Here is a 15,885-nt window from a genome sequence, read left to right as displayed (position 1 = left end):
TGGGGATGGCATGAGAATAAAGCGGCCGGGTTCTTGCGAGCCTATGCGCTGCAGTGAATAAACAGAGTCAACTCAGAGATTTAACGGAAGGCTTTCTCATGGACGGCGTCACAGTCATCGACCACCCCCTCGTTCAGCACAAGCTGACCATCATGCGCCGCAAGGAAACCTCGACGGCAAGTTTCCGGCGCCTGCTGCGGGAAATTTCGACTTTACTCTGCTATGAAATCACCCGCGATCTCGAACTGACCATGGAGACCATCGAGACACCGCTGATGGAAATGCAGGCGCCGGTTCTCGAAGGCAAGAAGCTGGTATTCGCCTCCATCCTGCGGGCCGGCAACGGCCTGCTGGAAGGCATGCTGGAACTGGTTCCTTCGGCCCGCGTCTCGCATATCGGCGTGTACCGCGACCACGAGACGCTGCAGCCGGTCGAATATTACTTCAAGGCTCCCGAAGACGTCGCCGAACGCCTTATCATCGTCGTCGACCCGATGCTGGCGACCGGCAATTCGTCGATTGCTGCCATCGACAAGCTGAAGGAACGCGGCGCCCACAATATCCGCTTCCTCTGCCTGCTGGCGGCCCCCGAAGGTCTGAAGAACTTCTGCGAGGCCCATCCCGACGTTCCGGTCTATACAGCCTCGATCGACAGCCATTTGAACGAGAAGGGCTATATCGTGCCCGGTCTCGGCGACGCCGGCGACCGGATGTACGGCACAAAATAATCCCGAAGCGGCTCGCGCCCGGATCCGCTGTGTAAGGGCAGACGGTGTGAAGCACTCAAATTGGGCGCAAAACGCTCCGGCTTCCTTAACCAAACCTTCATGAAACGGCCCGCAATTCCACCACTGCGGGCCGTTTTGTTTGCCCCGTTAGCGGTATTTTGAAACTGTCGGCGACAGGATCGGATCTTACCGAACCTTAAGCGAGGGAGTGTCGACACCATGCTGATGCGCAGTCTTGTCATCCTGGCCGTCGTCAGCGTCGTTGCCCTGCAGGTTCCCTCCGTCTTCGATATGATGGAAAGCGGCAGGGGCGGGTCCGATGGCACAGGTGGTGCGGCCGGCGGGTCGTCCGATCAGACGGTTCTGGTCAGCACGCCTTCCGGCGGCAGCGTGGTGCTCGACGCCGATCGACAGGGGCATTATCGCGGCGATTTCCGGATCAATGGCAAAGCCGTCGAGGGCATGATCGATACCGGCGCCTCGCTGGTGGCGCTTAACGAGACGACCGCGCGACGGCTCGGCTACGGCGCCACCGCACTGGACTTCAAATATGCCGTCAACACGGCCAATGGAAAGACGGAAGCCGCCCATGTGACGCTGCGGCGCGTCGAAATCGGTGGCATCAGGGTCGATGAGGTCGATGCCATGGTGCTGCGCGACAAGGCGCTGTCGACAACGCTGATCGGCATGAGCTTCCTGAAGCAGATCGGCAGCTATTCCGTCGAGAACGACGCGCTGCGGCTTAACCGCTGACCTCAGTCATATGCGCTTGAGAATGACGTCCGACACCGGCGGCTGTTGCTGGCCGATCTGGTAGCTCGCCGTCAGGGTCTGCGCGGCGCGTTCGCCGCTGTCCGGATCGACGGCATGCACCAAGCCAATCAGATCTCCCTTCGACACCTCGGTTCCCAGGGGCAACAGCCGGCTGAAGCCGACGCGATGGTCTATGCTGTCCGTCGGCCGGCGACGACCACCGCCCAGATCCACCACCGCCATGCCGATCGCGCGGGTGCTGCAGGCCGAAAGCCAGCCGTCGCGGGCGGCCAGCACGGGGATCTCCACCGGTGGGCTGTCAAGGTAATGGGCGGGGTCCTCGATGAAATCGATCGGGCCGCCGAGACTGTGCACCATGCGTCCGAAAATTTCGGCGGCGCGACCCGACGACAGCGCCTCACGGCAGCGGGCTTCGGCCAGATTCCGGTCGGCCACGACACCGGCATTGACCAGCATCTCGGCGCCGAGCGCCAGGGTTACCGCTTCAAGCCGCGTTCCAGCCTTGCGCCCAGCCAGAAAATCCACGCAGTTGATCACTTCCAGCGCATTGCCTGCAGCATCGGCCAGCGGCTGGTTCATGTCCGTCAGCACGGCCGAGGTCTTCATGCCGGCGCCGTTGGCCACCTCAACGAGCGAGCGAGCCAGCGTTTCGGCCTCCTCCAGACTGGTCATGAAGGCCCCGTTGCCGACCTTGACGTCGAGCACCAGTGTCTGCAGGCCGGCGGCCAGCTTTTTCGACAGGATGGAGGCGGTGATCAGCGGCACAGATTCCACCGTCGCGGTCACATCACGGATGGCATAGAGCTGGCGATCGGCCGGGGCCAGGTCCCCCGTCTGACCGATGATGGCGCAGCCGACCTGCTCGACAGTCCGATGGAAGGTGGCATTGTCCGGCATGACGTCGTAGCCGGGGATCGACTGCAGCTTGTCGAGCGTGCCGCCGGTGTGGCCAAGGCCGCGGCCTGATATCATCGGCACGGCCAGCCCGCAGGCCGCGGCGATCGGCGCCAGCATCAACGATACATTGTCGCCGACGCCGCCGGTCGAATGCTTGTCGGCGATCGGCCGGGCAATATCGGACCAGGACAGCACGGTGCCGGAATCGCGCATGGCCACGGTCAGCGCCACGGTTTCCTCGCGGCTCATGCCGCGGAAGAACACGGCCATGGCGAAAGCGGCGATCTGTCCTTCAGACAGGGTCTCGCTTTTCATTCCACCAATAAACGCGGCAATCTCTGTGGCGCTCAACACGGCGCCGTCGCGTTTCCGCCGGATTATTTCCTGGGGGATCATCATCAATATCCTGTGGCCTTTGCGACGGACGGACCGCCGCTGAGGATCGAGAGAATATCATCGAGCAGCCCGGAGGCCCCGAAGCGGAAGGTGGAGGGCATGACCCAGTCCTCGCCCATGATGGTATCGGCGAGCCGAAGATAGAGGGCGGCATCGGCAACGCTCGAAATGCCGCCGGCCGGCTTGAAGCCAACATTGCGGCGGCTGTCGCGGATCGCCCGCAGCATGATGTCCGTCGCCTCAAGCGTCGCATTGACGGCAACCTTGCCGGTCGAGGTCTTGATGAAATCGGCACCGGCGGCAATGGCGAGTTCCGAGGCGCGGCGCATCAGTGTGCTATCCTTCAACTCACCGGTTTCCAGAATGGTCTTCAGCAGGACCGGTGCCGGGCAGACCTGGCGCACCGCCGTCACCATCGATGTGACCGCCGCCTCGTCGCCGGCCATCAGCGCCCGATAGGGGATGACCAGATCGATCTCGTCGGCACCATCGGCCACGGCACGTTCCGTCTCGTCGACGACCGTTGCCAATTCGAGTTCGCCGGAGGGAAAATTGACGACCGTCGCGATGCGGACCAGGGAATCGCTGCCAAGAATGCCGCGGGCCTGGGCCACAAAACGGGGCCAGATGCAGACGGCCGCCGTGTGACCGAACGGCGTTCTGGCACGGGCGCAGAGTTGCTCGATGGCGGCCGGCGTGCAGTCATCCTTCAGATTGGTGAGGTCGAGAAGCGACAGCGCGACAGACGCGGTCTCGCGCAATTCGTGGTTATCCAAGGTGTTGTCCTCCGCCCGAGATCATCGTTTTCAGGATCGCGGCAAGTCTTTTTCCGCCAATCGGGGCCATGTCCTTGGTTTCGGTGTGGCTAAGTTCGGCGCCCGTCATTCCAGCCCCATAATTGGTGATAACTGAGGCTGCGGCAACCCGGAGGCCGAAAAAACGTGCGAGGATGACTTCCGGCACTGTCGACATGCCGACCGCATCGGCGCCCAGAATGCGCGCCATGCGGATCTCCGCCGGCGTTTCAAAGCTCGGCCCGGAGAACCACATATAGACGCCGGAGGCCAGCGGAATCCCGGCGATCGCTGCGGCCTTGCGCATGGATGCCGACAGATCCGCGTCATAGGCGCTGGTCATGCCGACGAAGCGATTGTCGCTCTCCTCGCCGATCAGCGGATTAAAGCCTGAAAAATTGATGTGGTCGGCAATCTGCATGACAGAGCCCGGCGGCAGATCCTCGCGCAGCGAACCGGCCGAATTGGTGAGGATCAGCGACTGCACGCCAAGGCCCTTCAGCACCTCGATCGGCAGGCGCATGGCATTGGCATCGCCCTTTTCATAGTAATGAACGCGGCCGGACAACATGATCACCGGAACGCCACCGATCGTTCCGGCCACCAGTTCGCCGGCATGGCCGGAGACGCCGCTGACCGGGAAACCCGGCAATTGCTCGTAGGGGATACGAACCGGATCTGCGACCTCCTCGACGAGCGATCCGAGACCAGAGCCCAGCACCACGGCGTGACGCGGCATCAGGCCATTCAGCCTGTCCACCAGTAGGTCGATCACATCCCTCATCCGAGCAGGTCCGTCTTGAAGCTCAAGGGCAGGAGCTCTTCCATGGTCAGGGTCTTTTTGACGCCCGTCTCGTCGCAGAGATAGATGCGGGTATCGGCGGCGGCGAATTCGGCGATCTTCTGCCGGCAGCCGCCGCAGGGCGGGCAGAGCGCCAATTTCTCGGCAATCACCGCCATCTCGACGATCTTCTTGGCACCGCCCATGACCATGCAGCCGATCGCGGTCGGCTCCGCACACCACCCCTGAGGGAAGGACAGGTTCTCGATATTGGCGCCGGTATAGATCTTTCCGTCATCGGCACGGATGGCAGCCCCTACCGGGAATTTCGAATAGGGCGCATGGGCAAAGGCCATGGCATCCCGGGCGGCCTCGAAAAGGTCCTGCGACATCAGTTCAGCGCTCCTTGACATAGGGGACACCGCCGGCCTTCGGCGGGTTGGCGGCACCGATGAAACCGGCCAGCAGGATGCAGGTCAGCACATAGGGCAAAGCCTGGAAGATCTGCACCGGCACTTCGCCGATCAGCGGCACGGACTTGCCCTGCATGAAGTTGGCCAGCGCATCGAGGAAGCCGAACAACAGGCAGGCGAGCATCACCGGCACCGGCTTCCATTTGGCGAAGATCAGCGCGGCGAGCGCGATATAGCCCTTGCCGGCCGACATGTTGTTGATGAAGGCGGCCGACTGGGCGATCGCCAGATAGGTGCCGGAAAAGCCGCAGAGGAAGCCGGCGACGATGACGGCGCGATAGCGCAGCCAGACGACCGATATGCCGGCCGTGTCGACGGCGCCCGGGTTCTCGCCGACGGCGCGCAGGCGAAGGCCGAAACGCGTGCGGTACAGCACCCACCAGGACAGGGGCACAGCGAGGAAGGCCAGATAGGTCAGGAGATTGTTGCCGGAGATGACATTGGCATACAGCGGGCCGATGATCGGCACGTCGCGCATCATCTCGACGCCCGGCAGGGTGATCGGCGAAAAGCGGCCTTCGGGCGGCAATTGCGGTGTGCGGCCGCCCTGGCGGAACCAGGCCTGCCCCAGAACGATGGTGAGCCCGGCGGCGACGAAATTGATGGCGACGCCCGAGACGATCTGGTTGCCGCGATTGGTGATCGAGGCAAAACCATGCACCAGCGACAGGGCGATCGACACGCCGATGCCGGTGGCAAGGCCGATGAAGGCGGAGCCCGTCATATAGGCGGCAACCGCCGAGGCGAAGGCGGCGGCCAGCATCTTGCCTTCCAGGCCGATGTCGAAAATGCCGGCCCGCTCGGAGAATAGACCGGCCAGAGCGGTGAAGATCAGCGGGATCGACAGGCGGATGGTGGAGCCGAGGATGCTGATGAAGATATCGAAATTGTCCATGGTCCTGCCCTCACGCCTTTCCGACGAATTGCTGGTAGACCCGGACGATGGCCGGGCGGAACATGTATTCGAGCGCGCCGGCAAACAGGATGACCAGACCCTGGATGACGACGATCATGTCGCGGGTGATATTCGGCATGTCGAAGGAGAGCTCGGCGCCGCCCTGGTAGAGAATGCCAAACAGGATGGCGGCGAGGATGATGCCGATCGGATGGTTGCGACCCATCAGCGAGACCGCAATGCCGACGAAGCCGGCACCGCCGACGAATTCCACCTGCAGGCGCGCCGAGGCGCCCATCACGGAGTTGAGCGCCATCATGCCGGCAAGGCCGCCGGAGATCAGCATGGTGACGATGACGGTGCGGACATAGGGAATGCCGGCATAGGCCGCAGCCGAGCGGCTGACGCCCATGGTGCGCATTTCATAGCCGAACTTGGTGCGCCAGATCAGGAACCAGATGACGACGCACATGACCAGCGCGATCAGGAAGGAGACGTTGAACGGTGCCGGCCCGAGCTTCATGCCGAACATCGCCATCAGCCAGTCGAGCTTCGGCAATTGGCCGCCGGGCAGGAAGGTCCGGGTTTCCGGCGCCATCTTGCCGGGCACGATCAGCACGTTGACGAGAAGATAGACCATCAGCGCGGCGCCGATGAAATTGAACATGATGGTGGTGATGACGATATGGCTGCCGCGCTTGGCCTGCAGCCAGGCCGGGATCAGCGCCCAGGCAGCGCCGAACAGCGCCGCACCGATCACCGCGAAGGGCATGGTCACATACCAGGGTACGTAATGGTCGAGCGCCAGCGCCACCAGGGCCGCGCCCAGGCCGCCGATATAGGCCTGGCCTTCCGAGCCGATATTAAACAGGCCGGCATGGATGGCGACCGCCACCGACAGGCCGGTGAAGATGAAGTTGGTGGCGTAATAAAGGGTGAATCCAACGCCCTCGCCGCGGCCGAGTGCACCCTGCAGCATCAGCTTGAGTGCCTCATAGGGGCTCTCACCGATGATCCAGACCACCAGGCCGGAGACGAGGAAGGCCAGGATGAGGTTGATGACCGGCAGGAGTGCGTAATTGATCCAGTTTGGAAGCGGTACGGAAGCGGTGCTCATCAAGTCCTCACGCGGCAATGCCGGCCATCATCAGGCCCAGCGTCTGTTCGCCGGCATCCGGCATTTTCTCTCCGACGATCTTTCCGGCGAACATCACCAGGATACGGTCCGAGAGCGAGCGGATCTCGTCCAGTTCGACCGAGACCAGCAGAATGGCCTTGCCGCTGTCGCGCGTCTCGATGATCCGCTTGTGAATGAATTCGATCGCGCCGATATCGACGCCGCGGGTCGGCTGACCGACGATCAACAGTTTCGGATCACGCTCGATCTCGCGGGCGACGACGATCTTCTGCTGGTTGCCGCCCGAAAAATTCGCCGTCTTCAGGCGCGGATTGGGCGGACGGATGTCGTATTTCTCGATCTCTTCGACGGCGGCCTTGCGGATGGCGTCCGGGTCCAGCATCAGGCCCTTGCCGTATTTCTCATCGCGGTGGTAACCGAGAATGGCGTTCTCGCTTTCCTCGAAGCTGAGCACCAGGCCCATATGGTGGCGGTCTTCTGGAATATGGGCAAGTCCGATCGACCGCAGGGCGGCCGGGTCGAGGCCCGCAACGTTGCGGCCACCGATGAAGATCTCCCCGGAGGTCGGCTTGCGGATGCCGGTAATGGCTTCCAGCAATTCGCTCTGGCCGTTGCCGGCGACGCCCGCAATGCCGACGATCTCGCCGTGGCGCACATCGAAGGAGACGTTGTCGACCATGGTGACGCCGCGACTGTCCTTGACTGTCAGATTGTGCACCGACAGGAAAACCTCGCCGGGCTTGGCATCGCCCTTGTCGACATGCAGCAGGACGCGGCGGCCGACCATCAGTTCGGCCAGTTCCTCGACCGTGGTCTCAGACGTTTTGCGGGTCGCGACCATCTCGCCGCGGCGCATGACCGACACCGTATCGGTGATCGCCATGATCTCGCGCAGCTTGTGGGTGATCAGCACGATGGTCTTGCCCTGGTCGCGCAGCACGCCCAGGATCTTGAAGAGGTGATCGGCCTCCGATGGCGTCAGCACGCCGGTCGGCTCGTCGAGGATCAGGATCTCGGCGCCGCGATACATGGCTTTGAGGATCTCGACGCGCTGCTGCAGGCCGACGGCCAGCTCTTCGACCACCGCATCGGGATCGACCTCCAGGCCGTAATCGTCGGCCAGGCGCTTCAGGGAGGCGCGCGCCGCGGCCGTTCCCTTGGCCAGAAAGGCCCCGCCTTCGGCGCCCAGCATCAGGTTTTCGACCACGGTGAAATTTTCGACCAGCATGAAATGCTGGTGGACCATGCCGATGCCGGCAGCGATCGCCGCCTGGCTGTCGCGAATGAGGGTCGGCTTACCGTCGATCTTGATGGTTCCACCATCGGCTTGATAGAAGCCGTAGAGGATCGACATCAGGGTCGACTTGCCCGCACCGTTTTCGCCGATAATGCCATGGATGGAACCCTTGGCGACGGTCAGGTTAATGTTCTTGTTGGCATGAACTGCGCCGAACCGCTTTTCGATGCCGATGAGTTCGATGGCAGGCGCTTGGCTCACGTCGATTAAGCTCCAGATGGCAGACATGAAAAGGGCGCAAAGCGGAATTTATCCCACCTTGCGCCCTCGGATTAAATCACTTCGGGCAGGAATTGTCCGACATATAATCGTGAACCTTGACGGTTCCGGCGATAATGTCGGCCTTGGCCTTTTCGACAGCGGTCTTCATCTCTTCCGTCACGAGCTTGGCATTGTATTCGTCCAGCGCGTAGCCGACGCCGTCTTCCTTGACGCCGAGCGACTGGACACCACCGGTGAACTTGTCAGCCTTGGTATCGGCATAGGCATTGTAGACGGCCAGGTCGACGCGCTTGACCATCGAGGTCAGAACGGAACCCGGATGAACGTAGTTCTGGTTGCTGTCGACGCCGATCGAGAACTTGCCATTGTCGGCCGCCGTCTGGAGAACGCCGAGGCCCGTGGCGCCGGCTGCCGCGTAAACCACATCAGCGCCCTGATCGATCTGGTTCTTGGTGAGTTCGCCGCCGCGGACCGGGTCGTTCCAGGCAGCGCCGGTCGTGCCGGTCATGTTCTGGAACACTTCGATCTTGGCATTGGCAGCGCGGGCGCCCTGCTCGTAACCACAGGCAAACTTGCGGATCAGCGGAATGTCCATGCCGCCGACGAAGCCGACCTTGCCGGACTTCGACGCCATGCCGGCGAGGACGCCGACCAGGAACGAGCCTTCTTCTTCCTTGTAGACGACCGAACGGACGTTCGGCAGTTCCACGACGGAATCGACCAGCACGAACTTGGTTTCGGGGAATTCGGCCGCGACCTTCTCGATGGCCGAGGTCCAGGCGAAGGACACGGCGACGACAGGGTTATACCCCTTGGAGGCGAAGTTGCGGATCGCCTGCTCGCCCTGCGTATCGCCGGTCGGCTCGAAATCGCGATAGTCGGTGCCGGTTTCGGCCTTGAACTTTTCAGCGCCGGCATAGGCTGCTTCGTTGAACGACTTGTCGAATTTACCGCCGGTGCCGTAGACAAGCGCCGGCTTAATGTCTGCGGCGAGCGCCGTTGCCGACATCGCGGCCAAAGCAAAGAGACTCAAGACGGTTTTTTTCATTGTGCAGCCCTGTTGTTGCTATTGATCTTTTTTAAGGTCCTCCCGCACGTCTTGAACAGACATGTCTGCGACCCCGCCCGACAGCCCCTCGGCAGCCGGACTTGGGTCATCCTTGCATGGCTCCAGAAAAAATTCACCAGATTTTTTTCATCCGGTAAAGATTTGTAGAATCGACCGATTTTTCATCAATCCCGCTCGAAATTAGCGCATTTCGAGTGGGTTTTTGATCAAAACCTAGCCAATCGGGCAGGACACGCCGGTGCCGCGCAACCCGCAATAGCCATTGGGATTTTTCGCCAGGTACTGCTGGTGATAGTCCTCGGCATAGAAGAATTCCGGCGCCGGAATGATCTCGGTGGTCACCTTGGAGGTGCGCCCCGCACCGCCCAGCGCCGCCTGGAAAGCATCGCGAACGCGGTTTGCGGTCTGCAGATCCGCATCGTTCTCCACATAGATCGCGGACCGGTAGGTTGTGCCGATATCATTGCCCTGGCGCATGCCCTGGGTCGGATCATGGGCTTCGAAAAACACCTTCAGCAGCGCCTCGAGCGATACGATGGCCGGATCGAAGACGACCTTGACGACTTCAGTATGGCCGGTCAGGCCGGTCACGGTTTCCTGATAGGTCGGGTTCGGCGTATAGCCGCCGGCATAGCCGGCCACCGTCACCCAGACACCCGGGATCTGCCACAGCAGGCGCTCAGCGCCCCAGAAGCAACCCATGCCGAGATAAACCGTCGCCATTCCGTCGGGGTAAGGGCCTTTCAATGGCCGGCCGGACACGAAATGGGTCTCGGCGGTGGCGATCGGCTCGACCCGACCGGGAAGGGCCGTTGCCACGGTCGGCATGGTGGTCTTCTTGTTGAACATATCGATGACATACATCTGCGCCTCCTAAGCGTTTGTCGCACAGCGAAATTTCCAGAACCGGCCCATCGCGCTCAGGCGGCAAAGCGTCCTGCCAGGGACGGCTTTTTGTAGCCGCACATCCAGAGAAGAAGCGCCAAGAGCAGGAACACGGCAAAAGCCGGCTGGCCCAGCACCCATGCGACAGCGTTCCGCCAGATCCAGTCTCCCATATAGTGTTCGACTGCGGCCTGAACCAGAGGAAGCGTCGAGGAACTGACATCCACCCAAGCCGCACCAAGCGAGGTCATGACGACCTCGGAAGAGGCAACAGATTCGATCGAATCGATCGCTCCGGCCAGAACCGCGATGGCGAGGGCGACCAGACTGAGAAGCCGGAAGAAAAATCTGATCACCATCGCTCCGTTTGCTGGCTGCATGAACCGTTCCTACCGCCAATATGAACAGCCCTGGCGGCAGCGCAACACCGAACGGCCACATGTTTTCTCCAGGACCGTCAGAAAACTGTTAGATTCCGGTTGATCCCACGGAATTCATCGGTATATATCGCGGCCGTTCCAACGGTTTGTTTCTCACGCGAAGCAACCGGCTCTACGGACAGGTGGCCGAGTGGTTTAAGGCGCACGCCTGGAACGCGTGTGTGCGTGAAAGCGTACCGTGGGTTCGAATCCCACCCTGTCCGCCAGTCGGCATATGTCCGACCTGACGCTCTCCATTTTGGGATCTTACGGTCTACCGGGCGGCATTGCGCAGCGGTGATTTCACGCGATAGCCCGATATCTCGCTCACTTGACTCTCGCTCGACGAGCAATGGTTCAAACAGACACTGTCCCGACGACAGACTGAAGAATTGCAGTCATGGGGGTGGCTATGGCCGGATCGCCATAGTCGCCAGCGGTGGCAACGACGGCGAGGTCGAGGTCCGGCACCAGGAAAAGGCGCTGTCCGCCGTTGCCGATGGCCGCCGTTACGGGCAGGTCCAGGTCCTTCCAGCGCGTTGTCATCGACCACCACTGAAAGCCATAGCCGCCGACGGGCGCAGTCTGGATGCTCGGCTTGGTCGATCGGGCGATCCAGTCAGCAGGAACGACCCGCCGCCCCTGCCACCGGCCGCCCGCGAGCATCGTTGCTCCGAGCTTCATCAGATCACGAGGCCTCAGCCGCAGCCCTATGGGAGCCAATGGCTTGCCATAGATGTCTCCAATCCATTGCCAGTCGGTGATGCCAAGAGGAACAAACAGGCGTTCTTCGGCGATTTGGCGAAGGGAACGCCTGGTGGAGCGTTCCATGATCTCGGCGAGGACAGCCGTGAGGCCACCGCTGTAGGTGAACAGCGTTCCGGGAGAGGCGAACACGTCGCGCTGGAACACGTAGTTAAAGGCACAGGGACTGAGGGCGAGGCCAATCTCGTCTGTCGACGAGGCGCGGTGAACCGGCGAAGGTTCGGTCCATTCCAACCCCGCCGTCATGGTCAGCAGGTGGCGAACGCGGATGGCGCGGCGGGCGCTGTCTTGCAAGGTGCCGCACTCCGGATAGAGCGCCGATACCGAAGTTTCGATCCCCGGCACCTCACCGCTATCCAGGAGAATACCGTATAGAAGCCCGACGATGCCCTTGCTGACCGAGCGCAGGTCATGAAGGTCCGCTGGAGCAAATTGCCGTCGCGAGGCCCACGGACTGTAGATGGAGCGGTCGACCCCTGAGCGATACAGTTCAGCCGCCAACTGTCCATGCCTTAGAACAAGCACGCTATGGATATTGGTCGTACTTCTCTGAACTCCGGCCAGCATTGCCTGCAGAGCCTTGGCGTCCATGCCCAAGGCTGACGGCGCACCGATGGCGAGGTTGTCGGCGGCAGGTGCGGGCGTAAAATCGCCTTTCGGAAAGGATGAGCCTGCGGCCCGGGCCATGTCGCCTGTGGCAAATCTCGGCGCTGCCACAACGAGTGGCGCGGCCAGCAGGGTTTTCAGCAGGCTGCGGCGTGGTATTTGTCGCTCGCACCGGGTGTCCCGATTTTCATCGCCGTTCATGCTCATTCTCTCCTCTTGTGCAGTTGCGCCTGACCGAAGCGCCGGCGACATGATGCGAGGAAAAGCCGTCTTCTCCTACTCGGCTTGTCCGATGCGGACACAACAGATCTAAGGCGTTGAATCCAATGAAACATTGCCGGTTCTAGAAGACTTCAAACGGAGAGTTGCTCGCATTGCCGGGCTCAGCAAAGCCAAGGAGATAGGCGCGGACGAACCCGACCATTTCGTTTTCCAGTGGTTCAAGCGGCAGGTCGCTCGCTTCTCCCTGTTCGGTCAAGGCACGGGCAACGCCGAAGACCGCCCGCGACACGATGAACAAGCGGATCGGGTCAATCGCCGGCACCTCGGGTCCGAGCAGATGGCCCGATTTTCTGGCAAGCGACCCGACGACATCATCGAGCAACCGGTCGTGCTCGGCGCCGAAACCGGATGAGACATAGAAACTCATGACCGCGCGCCGCACCTCCCGGTCGGTCCGGTGGCGAGCCAACAGCGTATGGATCAGAACGCGTAGCGCATCTTCGCTCCCTGCACCGTCGACAGCCGCCATCAGCGTCCTGCGATCCTCATGAAGGATCTGTCTCGCCAGCGCGATGCAGATCGAATCCTTGTCCGGAAAATATCCATAGAGCGTGCCGATGCTGACGCCTGCGACTTCGGCGACCCTGTTGGTGTTGAAAGCCGCCCGCCCCTCTGTCCGCAAGATGCGAACGGATGCTTCGAGGATTGCAGCCACGGTAGCCTGTGCCCGTGCCTGTGCCGGCTTGCGCCGGGGTTCGAAGCCTGGTCGACGTCTGGAATTCATCATCGTGCTCGTGCGGAAAGCTGGTCTGACACATAATGCCCTGATGCCACGCCTGGAAGAGGCGACGCCAGCAGGGGACAGGGATTGCCATTCGGTTGCGATGGCCCTCTGACCCGAGAGCCATGCCGACACAGCGCCAAAGGTCCGCCGCACCGTATCCGCATGACCCGCGCTCCTCAATTTCAAGCGAGATAGATCATTGTAGACACGAATGCGGCGATGGCCATTGCGAAAGATAGCCGGATTGGACTTAGATCGCGGCCGGTTCGCCTGCGGCAAGGGTGCCTAATTTGGCGAAGAATTCACCGGCCAGTTTCTTGGCGGTGGAATCGATCAGCCGGCTGCCGAGCTGGGCGATCTTACCGCCGACCTCCGCCTTGACCGTGTAAGACAGAATGGTAGCCGAGGGGCCATCTTCGACCAAGGACACTTCGGCGCCGCCCTTGGCAAAGCCGGCCAGGCCACCCTTGCCCTCGCCGACGATGGTATAGGAATGGGGCGGATTGAGATCCTTCAGCTCGACCGAGCCCTCGAACTTCGCCTTGATCGGCCCGACCTTCAGCACGACCTTGGCGGTCATGGCATTGTCGGCGGTCTTTTCCAGGCTCTCGCAGCCGGGGATGGCCTGCCGCAGACATTCGGGATCGTTCAGGGCCCGCCACACGTCCTCGATAGGCGCCTCGATCCGTTCACTGCCATTCATATCCATTGACTGTTCCTCCCTTTGTTCCTCGTCCGGCCACCGCCGCGCTGGCGACGTGCTCTGCGGATCCATGCCGCCGCCCAATAGCTTATCCCGCAAAGCGCCCATTCTGCGACGACTGCCGACAAAGCCGCCGTGGCCGGCTCGGGCCTATGCCGTCGCCGTCAAGGCAGCCTCGTTTCCTCTTCCCTGAAGGAGACTACTATAAATCGCGGTAGCGTTGCATCTTTTTCAGATCCCGAGCCATCCATGGGTCCGCAGCCGTCGGTGTGGAACGATCGGCGGCAGGGCTAGACCCGGACCGCCTGTTCGACACGATCTTCGGAGCCGAAGAATTTCAGGTAGCGCTCGACCTCGGCTGTATCGCCGGTCGCTTTTTTCGGATTGTCGGAGAGCTTCACGGCCGGGCGGCCGTTGGCGTCGTTGACCTTGCAGACGATGGAAATCGGCATCAGGCCGGCGATTTCCTGGGGCGCGCAGCCGGCGAAATCATTGGTGAGGTTTGTGCCCCAGCCAAAGCTCATGCGCACCTTGCCCTCGAAATGGCGATACGTGTCGATGATCGCATCGACATCCAGCCCGTCGGAGAAGATCAGCAGCTTCTGCCGGGGATCACGGCCCATCTTTTTCCACCAGGCAATGATCTTCTCGCCGCCTTCGATCGGCGGCGCGCTGTCGGGGCGAAAGCCTGTCCAGTCGGCCACCCATTCCGGCGCATCGCGCAGGAAGGCCGCCGTGCCGAAGGCATCCGGCAGGACGATCAAGAGGTTGCCGCCATAGAGCCGGTTCCAGTCCCGCAGCACCTTGTAGGGGGCCGCGGCCAGCTCGGCATCGGTCTCGGCCAGGGCTGCCGCCACCATCGGCAGTTCATGGGCATTGGTGCCGACCGCTTCGAGATCGGAATCCATGGCGAGCAGGACGTTGCTGGTGCCGGTGAAGGCCGGGCCGACGCCTTCCTTCAAGGCTTCGACGCACCAGCGCTGCCAGAGGAAACTGTGCCGGCGGCGTGTCCCGAAATCGGAAATGCGCAAGCCTTCCAGCTCGCGCAGGCGCTCGACCTTGGACCACATCTTGGCCTTGGCACGCGCATAGAGCACATCCAGGGTGAAATAACCGAGATTGCGCATGGCGCGGCGGGTGCGAAGCTCGTTGATGATGGCAAGGGCCGGGATTTCCCAAAGCGTCGTTTCCATCCACGAGCCAAAGAACGTCAGCTCGTATTGTCCATCCTTTTTCGACAGCTCGTATTCGGGCAGTTGCAGATTGGCGAGCCAGGTCAGGAACTCCGGCTCGAAGATCTGCGCCCGACCATAAAAGGTATTGCCGGCCAGCCAGATCATCTCCTTCTTGGAGAGTTTCAGGGTCCGGACATGATCGAGCTGAGCCCGCAATTCGCCTTCGTCGATCTCATCGGCGAGACGAACGGATGTGGTGCGATTGATCAGAGTAAAGGTCGCGTTGACGTCCGGATAAAGCTTCCAGATCATCTGCAGCATCAGCAGCTTGTAGAAATCCGTATCGATCAGACTGCGGATGATCGGATCGAGCTTCCAGGCATGGTTGAAGACGCGGGTGGCAATATCGGTTTTCGTCATCGGTCCTCGCCACGCCTTGACCCGGCTCGATTTCGGCCGGCTGCTGTCGGTCATCCCAGGAGGACAACTGCTTCGACAGCAACCTTATCGAAAAATATCCGCCTAAAGTCCAGAGGCAGGACTGCCCTCGCAGGCTTATGGATTGGAGTTCGGCTGACCGCCGTTGTTGCCGTTCGTATTGTCGGCCGGGCTCGGGGCGGGCGTGACCTGCTCGCTGCCCGGCTGTTCGGGCGCCATGCCATTGCCCCACCATTCGACCGGAATCCAGACCACCATGGCCAGCAACAGTCCCGCCAGCAAGACCACCAGAACCGGCCGACCGGGAAAGCCCTGCCGCGCATCCGTCGCTGGCAGGGGCTGCTCATGGACATCCGTGTTTGCGGGGCGACTGGTTTGCTGATCGGAACCATTGGGGGTCGTCATGGGCTTCTCCTTGAGGATT

Annotated in this window: 17 protein-coding genes and 1 tRNA gene; 3 read left to right on the top strand and 15 right to left on the bottom strand. The window is 61.6% G+C overall.

Features of this window, described 5'->3' with window-relative positions; translation table 11 throughout:
* Positions 1-98: 98 nt before the first annotated feature.
* The gene (gene upp / locus HGO38_RS09155) at positions 99-728 is read left to right on the top strand and encodes a uracil phosphoribosyltransferase (RefSeq protein WP_250955576.1); all 630 of its coding nucleotides are present in this window, start codon (positions 99-101) and stop codon (positions 726-728) included.
* A 219-nt stretch (positions 729-947) separates the two neighbouring features.
* Positions 948-1,481 (top strand): TIGR02281 family clan AA aspartic protease, encoded by a 534-nt coding sequence (locus HGO38_RS09150; protein ID WP_250955575.1) that lies wholly within the window; start codon positions 948-950, stop codon positions 1,479-1,481.
* Between the two features lie 6 nt (positions 1,482-1,487).
* Here the strand turns inward: HGO38_RS09150 and deoA are convergent, their stop codons facing one another.
* The 10 genes from deoA to HGO38_RS09100 form a co-directional block, all read right to left on the bottom strand.
* Complete coding sequence (gene deoA, locus HGO38_RS09145) at positions 1,488-2,795, bottom strand: thymidine phosphorylase (protein ID WP_250955574.1); 1,308 nt, start codon at positions 2,793-2,795, stop codon at positions 1,488-1,490.
* Between the two features lie 2 nt (positions 2,796-2,797).
* Complete coding sequence (gene deoC / locus HGO38_RS09140; RefSeq protein WP_250955573.1) at positions 2,798-3,571, bottom strand: deoxyribose-phosphate aldolase; 774 nt, start codon at positions 3,569-3,571, stop codon at positions 2,798-2,800.
* Complete coding sequence (locus tag HGO38_RS09135; RefSeq protein WP_250955572.1) at positions 3,564-4,373, bottom strand: purine-nucleoside phosphorylase; 810 nt, start codon at positions 4,371-4,373, stop codon at positions 3,564-3,566. Before HGO38_RS09135 ends, deoC begins: the two co-directional genes overlap by 8 nt.
* Entirely contained in the window at positions 4,370-4,762 is a 393-nt protein-coding gene (locus tag HGO38_RS09130; protein WP_250955571.1) for a cytidine deaminase, read from the bottom strand. The genes HGO38_RS09135 and HGO38_RS09130 overlap by 4 nt, the downstream gene beginning before the upstream one ends.
* 4 nt (positions 4,763-4,766) lie before the next feature.
* A complete protein-coding gene (locus HGO38_RS09125) occupies positions 4,767-5,738 on the bottom strand; it encodes an ABC transporter permease (protein ID WP_250955570.1) in 972 nt (323 codons plus the stop codon).
* Positions 5,739-5,748: 10 nt separating this feature from the next.
* On the bottom strand, positions 5,749-6,855 hold the full coding sequence (locus HGO38_RS09120) for an ABC transporter permease (RefSeq protein ID WP_250955569.1): 1,107 nt from the start codon (positions 6,853-6,855) through the stop codon (positions 5,749-5,751).
* 7 nt (positions 6,856-6,862) lie between these two features.
* Entirely contained in the window at positions 6,863-8,401 is a 1,539-nt protein-coding gene (locus tag HGO38_RS09115) for an ABC transporter ATP-binding protein (RefSeq protein WP_250955568.1), read from the bottom strand.
* 49 nt (positions 8,402-8,450) lie between these two features.
* Complete coding sequence (locus HGO38_RS09110; protein ID WP_250955567.1) at positions 8,451-9,443, bottom strand: BMP family lipoprotein; 993 nt, start codon at positions 9,441-9,443, stop codon at positions 8,451-8,453.
* Between the two features lie 234 nt (positions 9,444-9,677).
* On the bottom strand, positions 9,678-10,328 hold the full coding sequence (gene msrA / locus HGO38_RS09105; RefSeq protein ID WP_250955566.1) for a peptide-methionine (S)-S-oxide reductase MsrA: 651 nt from the start codon (positions 10,326-10,328) through the stop codon (positions 9,678-9,680).
* Between the two features lie 56 nt (positions 10,329-10,384).
* On the bottom strand, positions 10,385-10,702 hold the full coding sequence (locus HGO38_RS09100) for a hypothetical protein (RefSeq protein WP_250955686.1): 318 nt from the start codon (positions 10,700-10,702) through the stop codon (positions 10,385-10,387).
* 203 nt (positions 10,703-10,905) lie between these two features.
* Between HGO38_RS09100 and HGO38_RS09095 the strand changes: the two genes are divergently transcribed.
* A tRNA-Ser gene (locus tag HGO38_RS09095) sits at positions 10,906-10,995 on the top strand.
* A gap of 130 nt (positions 10,996-11,125) precedes the next feature.
* On the opposite strand, the gene HGO38_RS09090 is transcribed toward HGO38_RS09095, so the two are convergent.
* The 5 genes from HGO38_RS09090 to HGO38_RS09070 form a co-directional block, all read right to left on the bottom strand.
* Positions 11,126-12,340: a serine hydrolase domain-containing protein gene (locus HGO38_RS09090; RefSeq protein WP_250955565.1), complete on the bottom strand. Its 1,215-nt coding sequence runs from the start codon at positions 12,338-12,340 to the stop codon at positions 11,126-11,128.
* A 142-nt stretch (positions 12,341-12,482) separates the two neighbouring features.
* Entirely contained in the window at positions 12,483-13,145 is a 663-nt protein-coding gene (locus tag HGO38_RS09085; protein ID WP_250955564.1) for a TetR/AcrR family transcriptional regulator, read from the bottom strand.
* Between the two features lie 250 nt (positions 13,146-13,395).
* Complete coding sequence (locus HGO38_RS09080; RefSeq protein ID WP_250955563.1) at positions 13,396-13,854, bottom strand: SRPBCC family protein; 459 nt, start codon at positions 13,852-13,854, stop codon at positions 13,396-13,398.
* A gap of 284 nt (positions 13,855-14,138) precedes the next feature.
* Positions 14,139-15,443 (bottom strand): nicotinate phosphoribosyltransferase, encoded by a 1,305-nt coding sequence (pncB, locus tag HGO38_RS09075; protein WP_250955562.1) that lies wholly within the window; start codon positions 15,441-15,443, stop codon positions 14,139-14,141.
* Positions 15,444-15,578: 135 nt separating this feature from the next.
* Positions 15,579-15,866, bottom strand: coding sequence for a hypothetical protein (locus HGO38_RS09070; protein WP_250955561.1), 288 nt, complete (start codon positions 15,864-15,866; stop codon positions 15,579-15,581).
* Positions 15,867-15,885: the final 19 nt, after the last annotated feature.

It is taken from the genome of Rhizobium sp. CG5 (assembly GCF_023701945.1).
Taxonomy (GTDB): Bacteria; Pseudomonadota; Alphaproteobacteria; order Rhizobiales; family Rhizobiaceae; genus Allorhizobium.
This window is presented reverse-complemented; position numbering and strand designations above follow the sequence as displayed.

Excerpts from the sequence above, each read along its gene's own strand:
- msrA (WP_250955566.1), bottom strand. The coding sequence starts at position 10,328 with ATGTATGTCATCGATATGTTCAACAAGAAGACCACCATGCCGACCGTG.
- pncB (WP_250955562.1), bottom strand. The coding sequence starts at position 15,443 with ATGACGAAAACCGATATTGCCACCCGCGTCTTCAACCATGCCTGGAAG.
- HGO38_RS09090 (WP_250955565.1), bottom strand. The coding sequence starts at position 12,340 with ATGAACGGCGATGAAAATCGGGACACCCGGTGCGAGCGACAAATACCA.
- HGO38_RS09110 (WP_250955567.1), bottom strand. The coding sequence starts at position 9,443 with ATGAAAAAAACCGTCTTGAGTCTCTTTGCTTTGGCCGCGATGTCGGCA.
- upp (WP_250955576.1), top strand. The coding sequence starts at position 99 with ATGGACGGCGTCACAGTCATCGACCACCCCCTCGTTCAGCACAAGCTG.
- HGO38_RS09135 (WP_250955572.1), bottom strand. The coding sequence starts at position 4,373 with ATGAGGGATGTGATCGACCTACTGGTGGACAGGCTGAATGGCCTGATG.
- HGO38_RS09115 (WP_250955568.1), bottom strand. The coding sequence starts at position 8,401 with ATGTCTGCCATCTGGAGCTTAATCGACGTGAGCCAAGCGCCTGCCATC.
- HGO38_RS09080 (WP_250955563.1), bottom strand. The coding sequence starts at position 13,854 with ATGGATATGAATGGCAGTGAACGGATCGAGGCGCCTATCGAGGACGTG.
- HGO38_RS09085 (WP_250955564.1), bottom strand. The coding sequence starts at position 13,145 with ATGAATTCCAGACGTCGACCAGGCTTCGAACCCCGGCGCAAGCCGGCA.
- HGO38_RS09125 (WP_250955570.1), bottom strand. The coding sequence starts at position 5,738 with ATGGACAATTTCGATATCTTCATCAGCATCCTCGGCTCCACCATCCGC.
- deoA (WP_250955574.1), bottom strand. The coding sequence starts at position 2,795 with ATGATCCCCCAGGAAATAATCCGGCGGAAACGCGACGGCGCCGTGTTG.
- HGO38_RS09120 (WP_250955569.1), bottom strand. The coding sequence starts at position 6,855 with ATGAGCACCGCTTCCGTACCGCTTCCAAACTGGATCAATTACGCACTC.
- HGO38_RS09150 (WP_250955575.1), top strand. The coding sequence starts at position 948 with ATGCTGATGCGCAGTCTTGTCATCCTGGCCGTCGTCAGCGTCGTTGCC.
- HGO38_RS09070 (WP_250955561.1), bottom strand. The coding sequence starts at position 15,866 with ATGACGACCCCCAATGGTTCCGATCAGCAAACCAGTCGCCCCGCAAAC.
- HGO38_RS09130 (WP_250955571.1), bottom strand. The coding sequence starts at position 4,762 with ATGTCGCAGGACCTTTTCGAGGCCGCCCGGGATGCCATGGCCTTTGCC.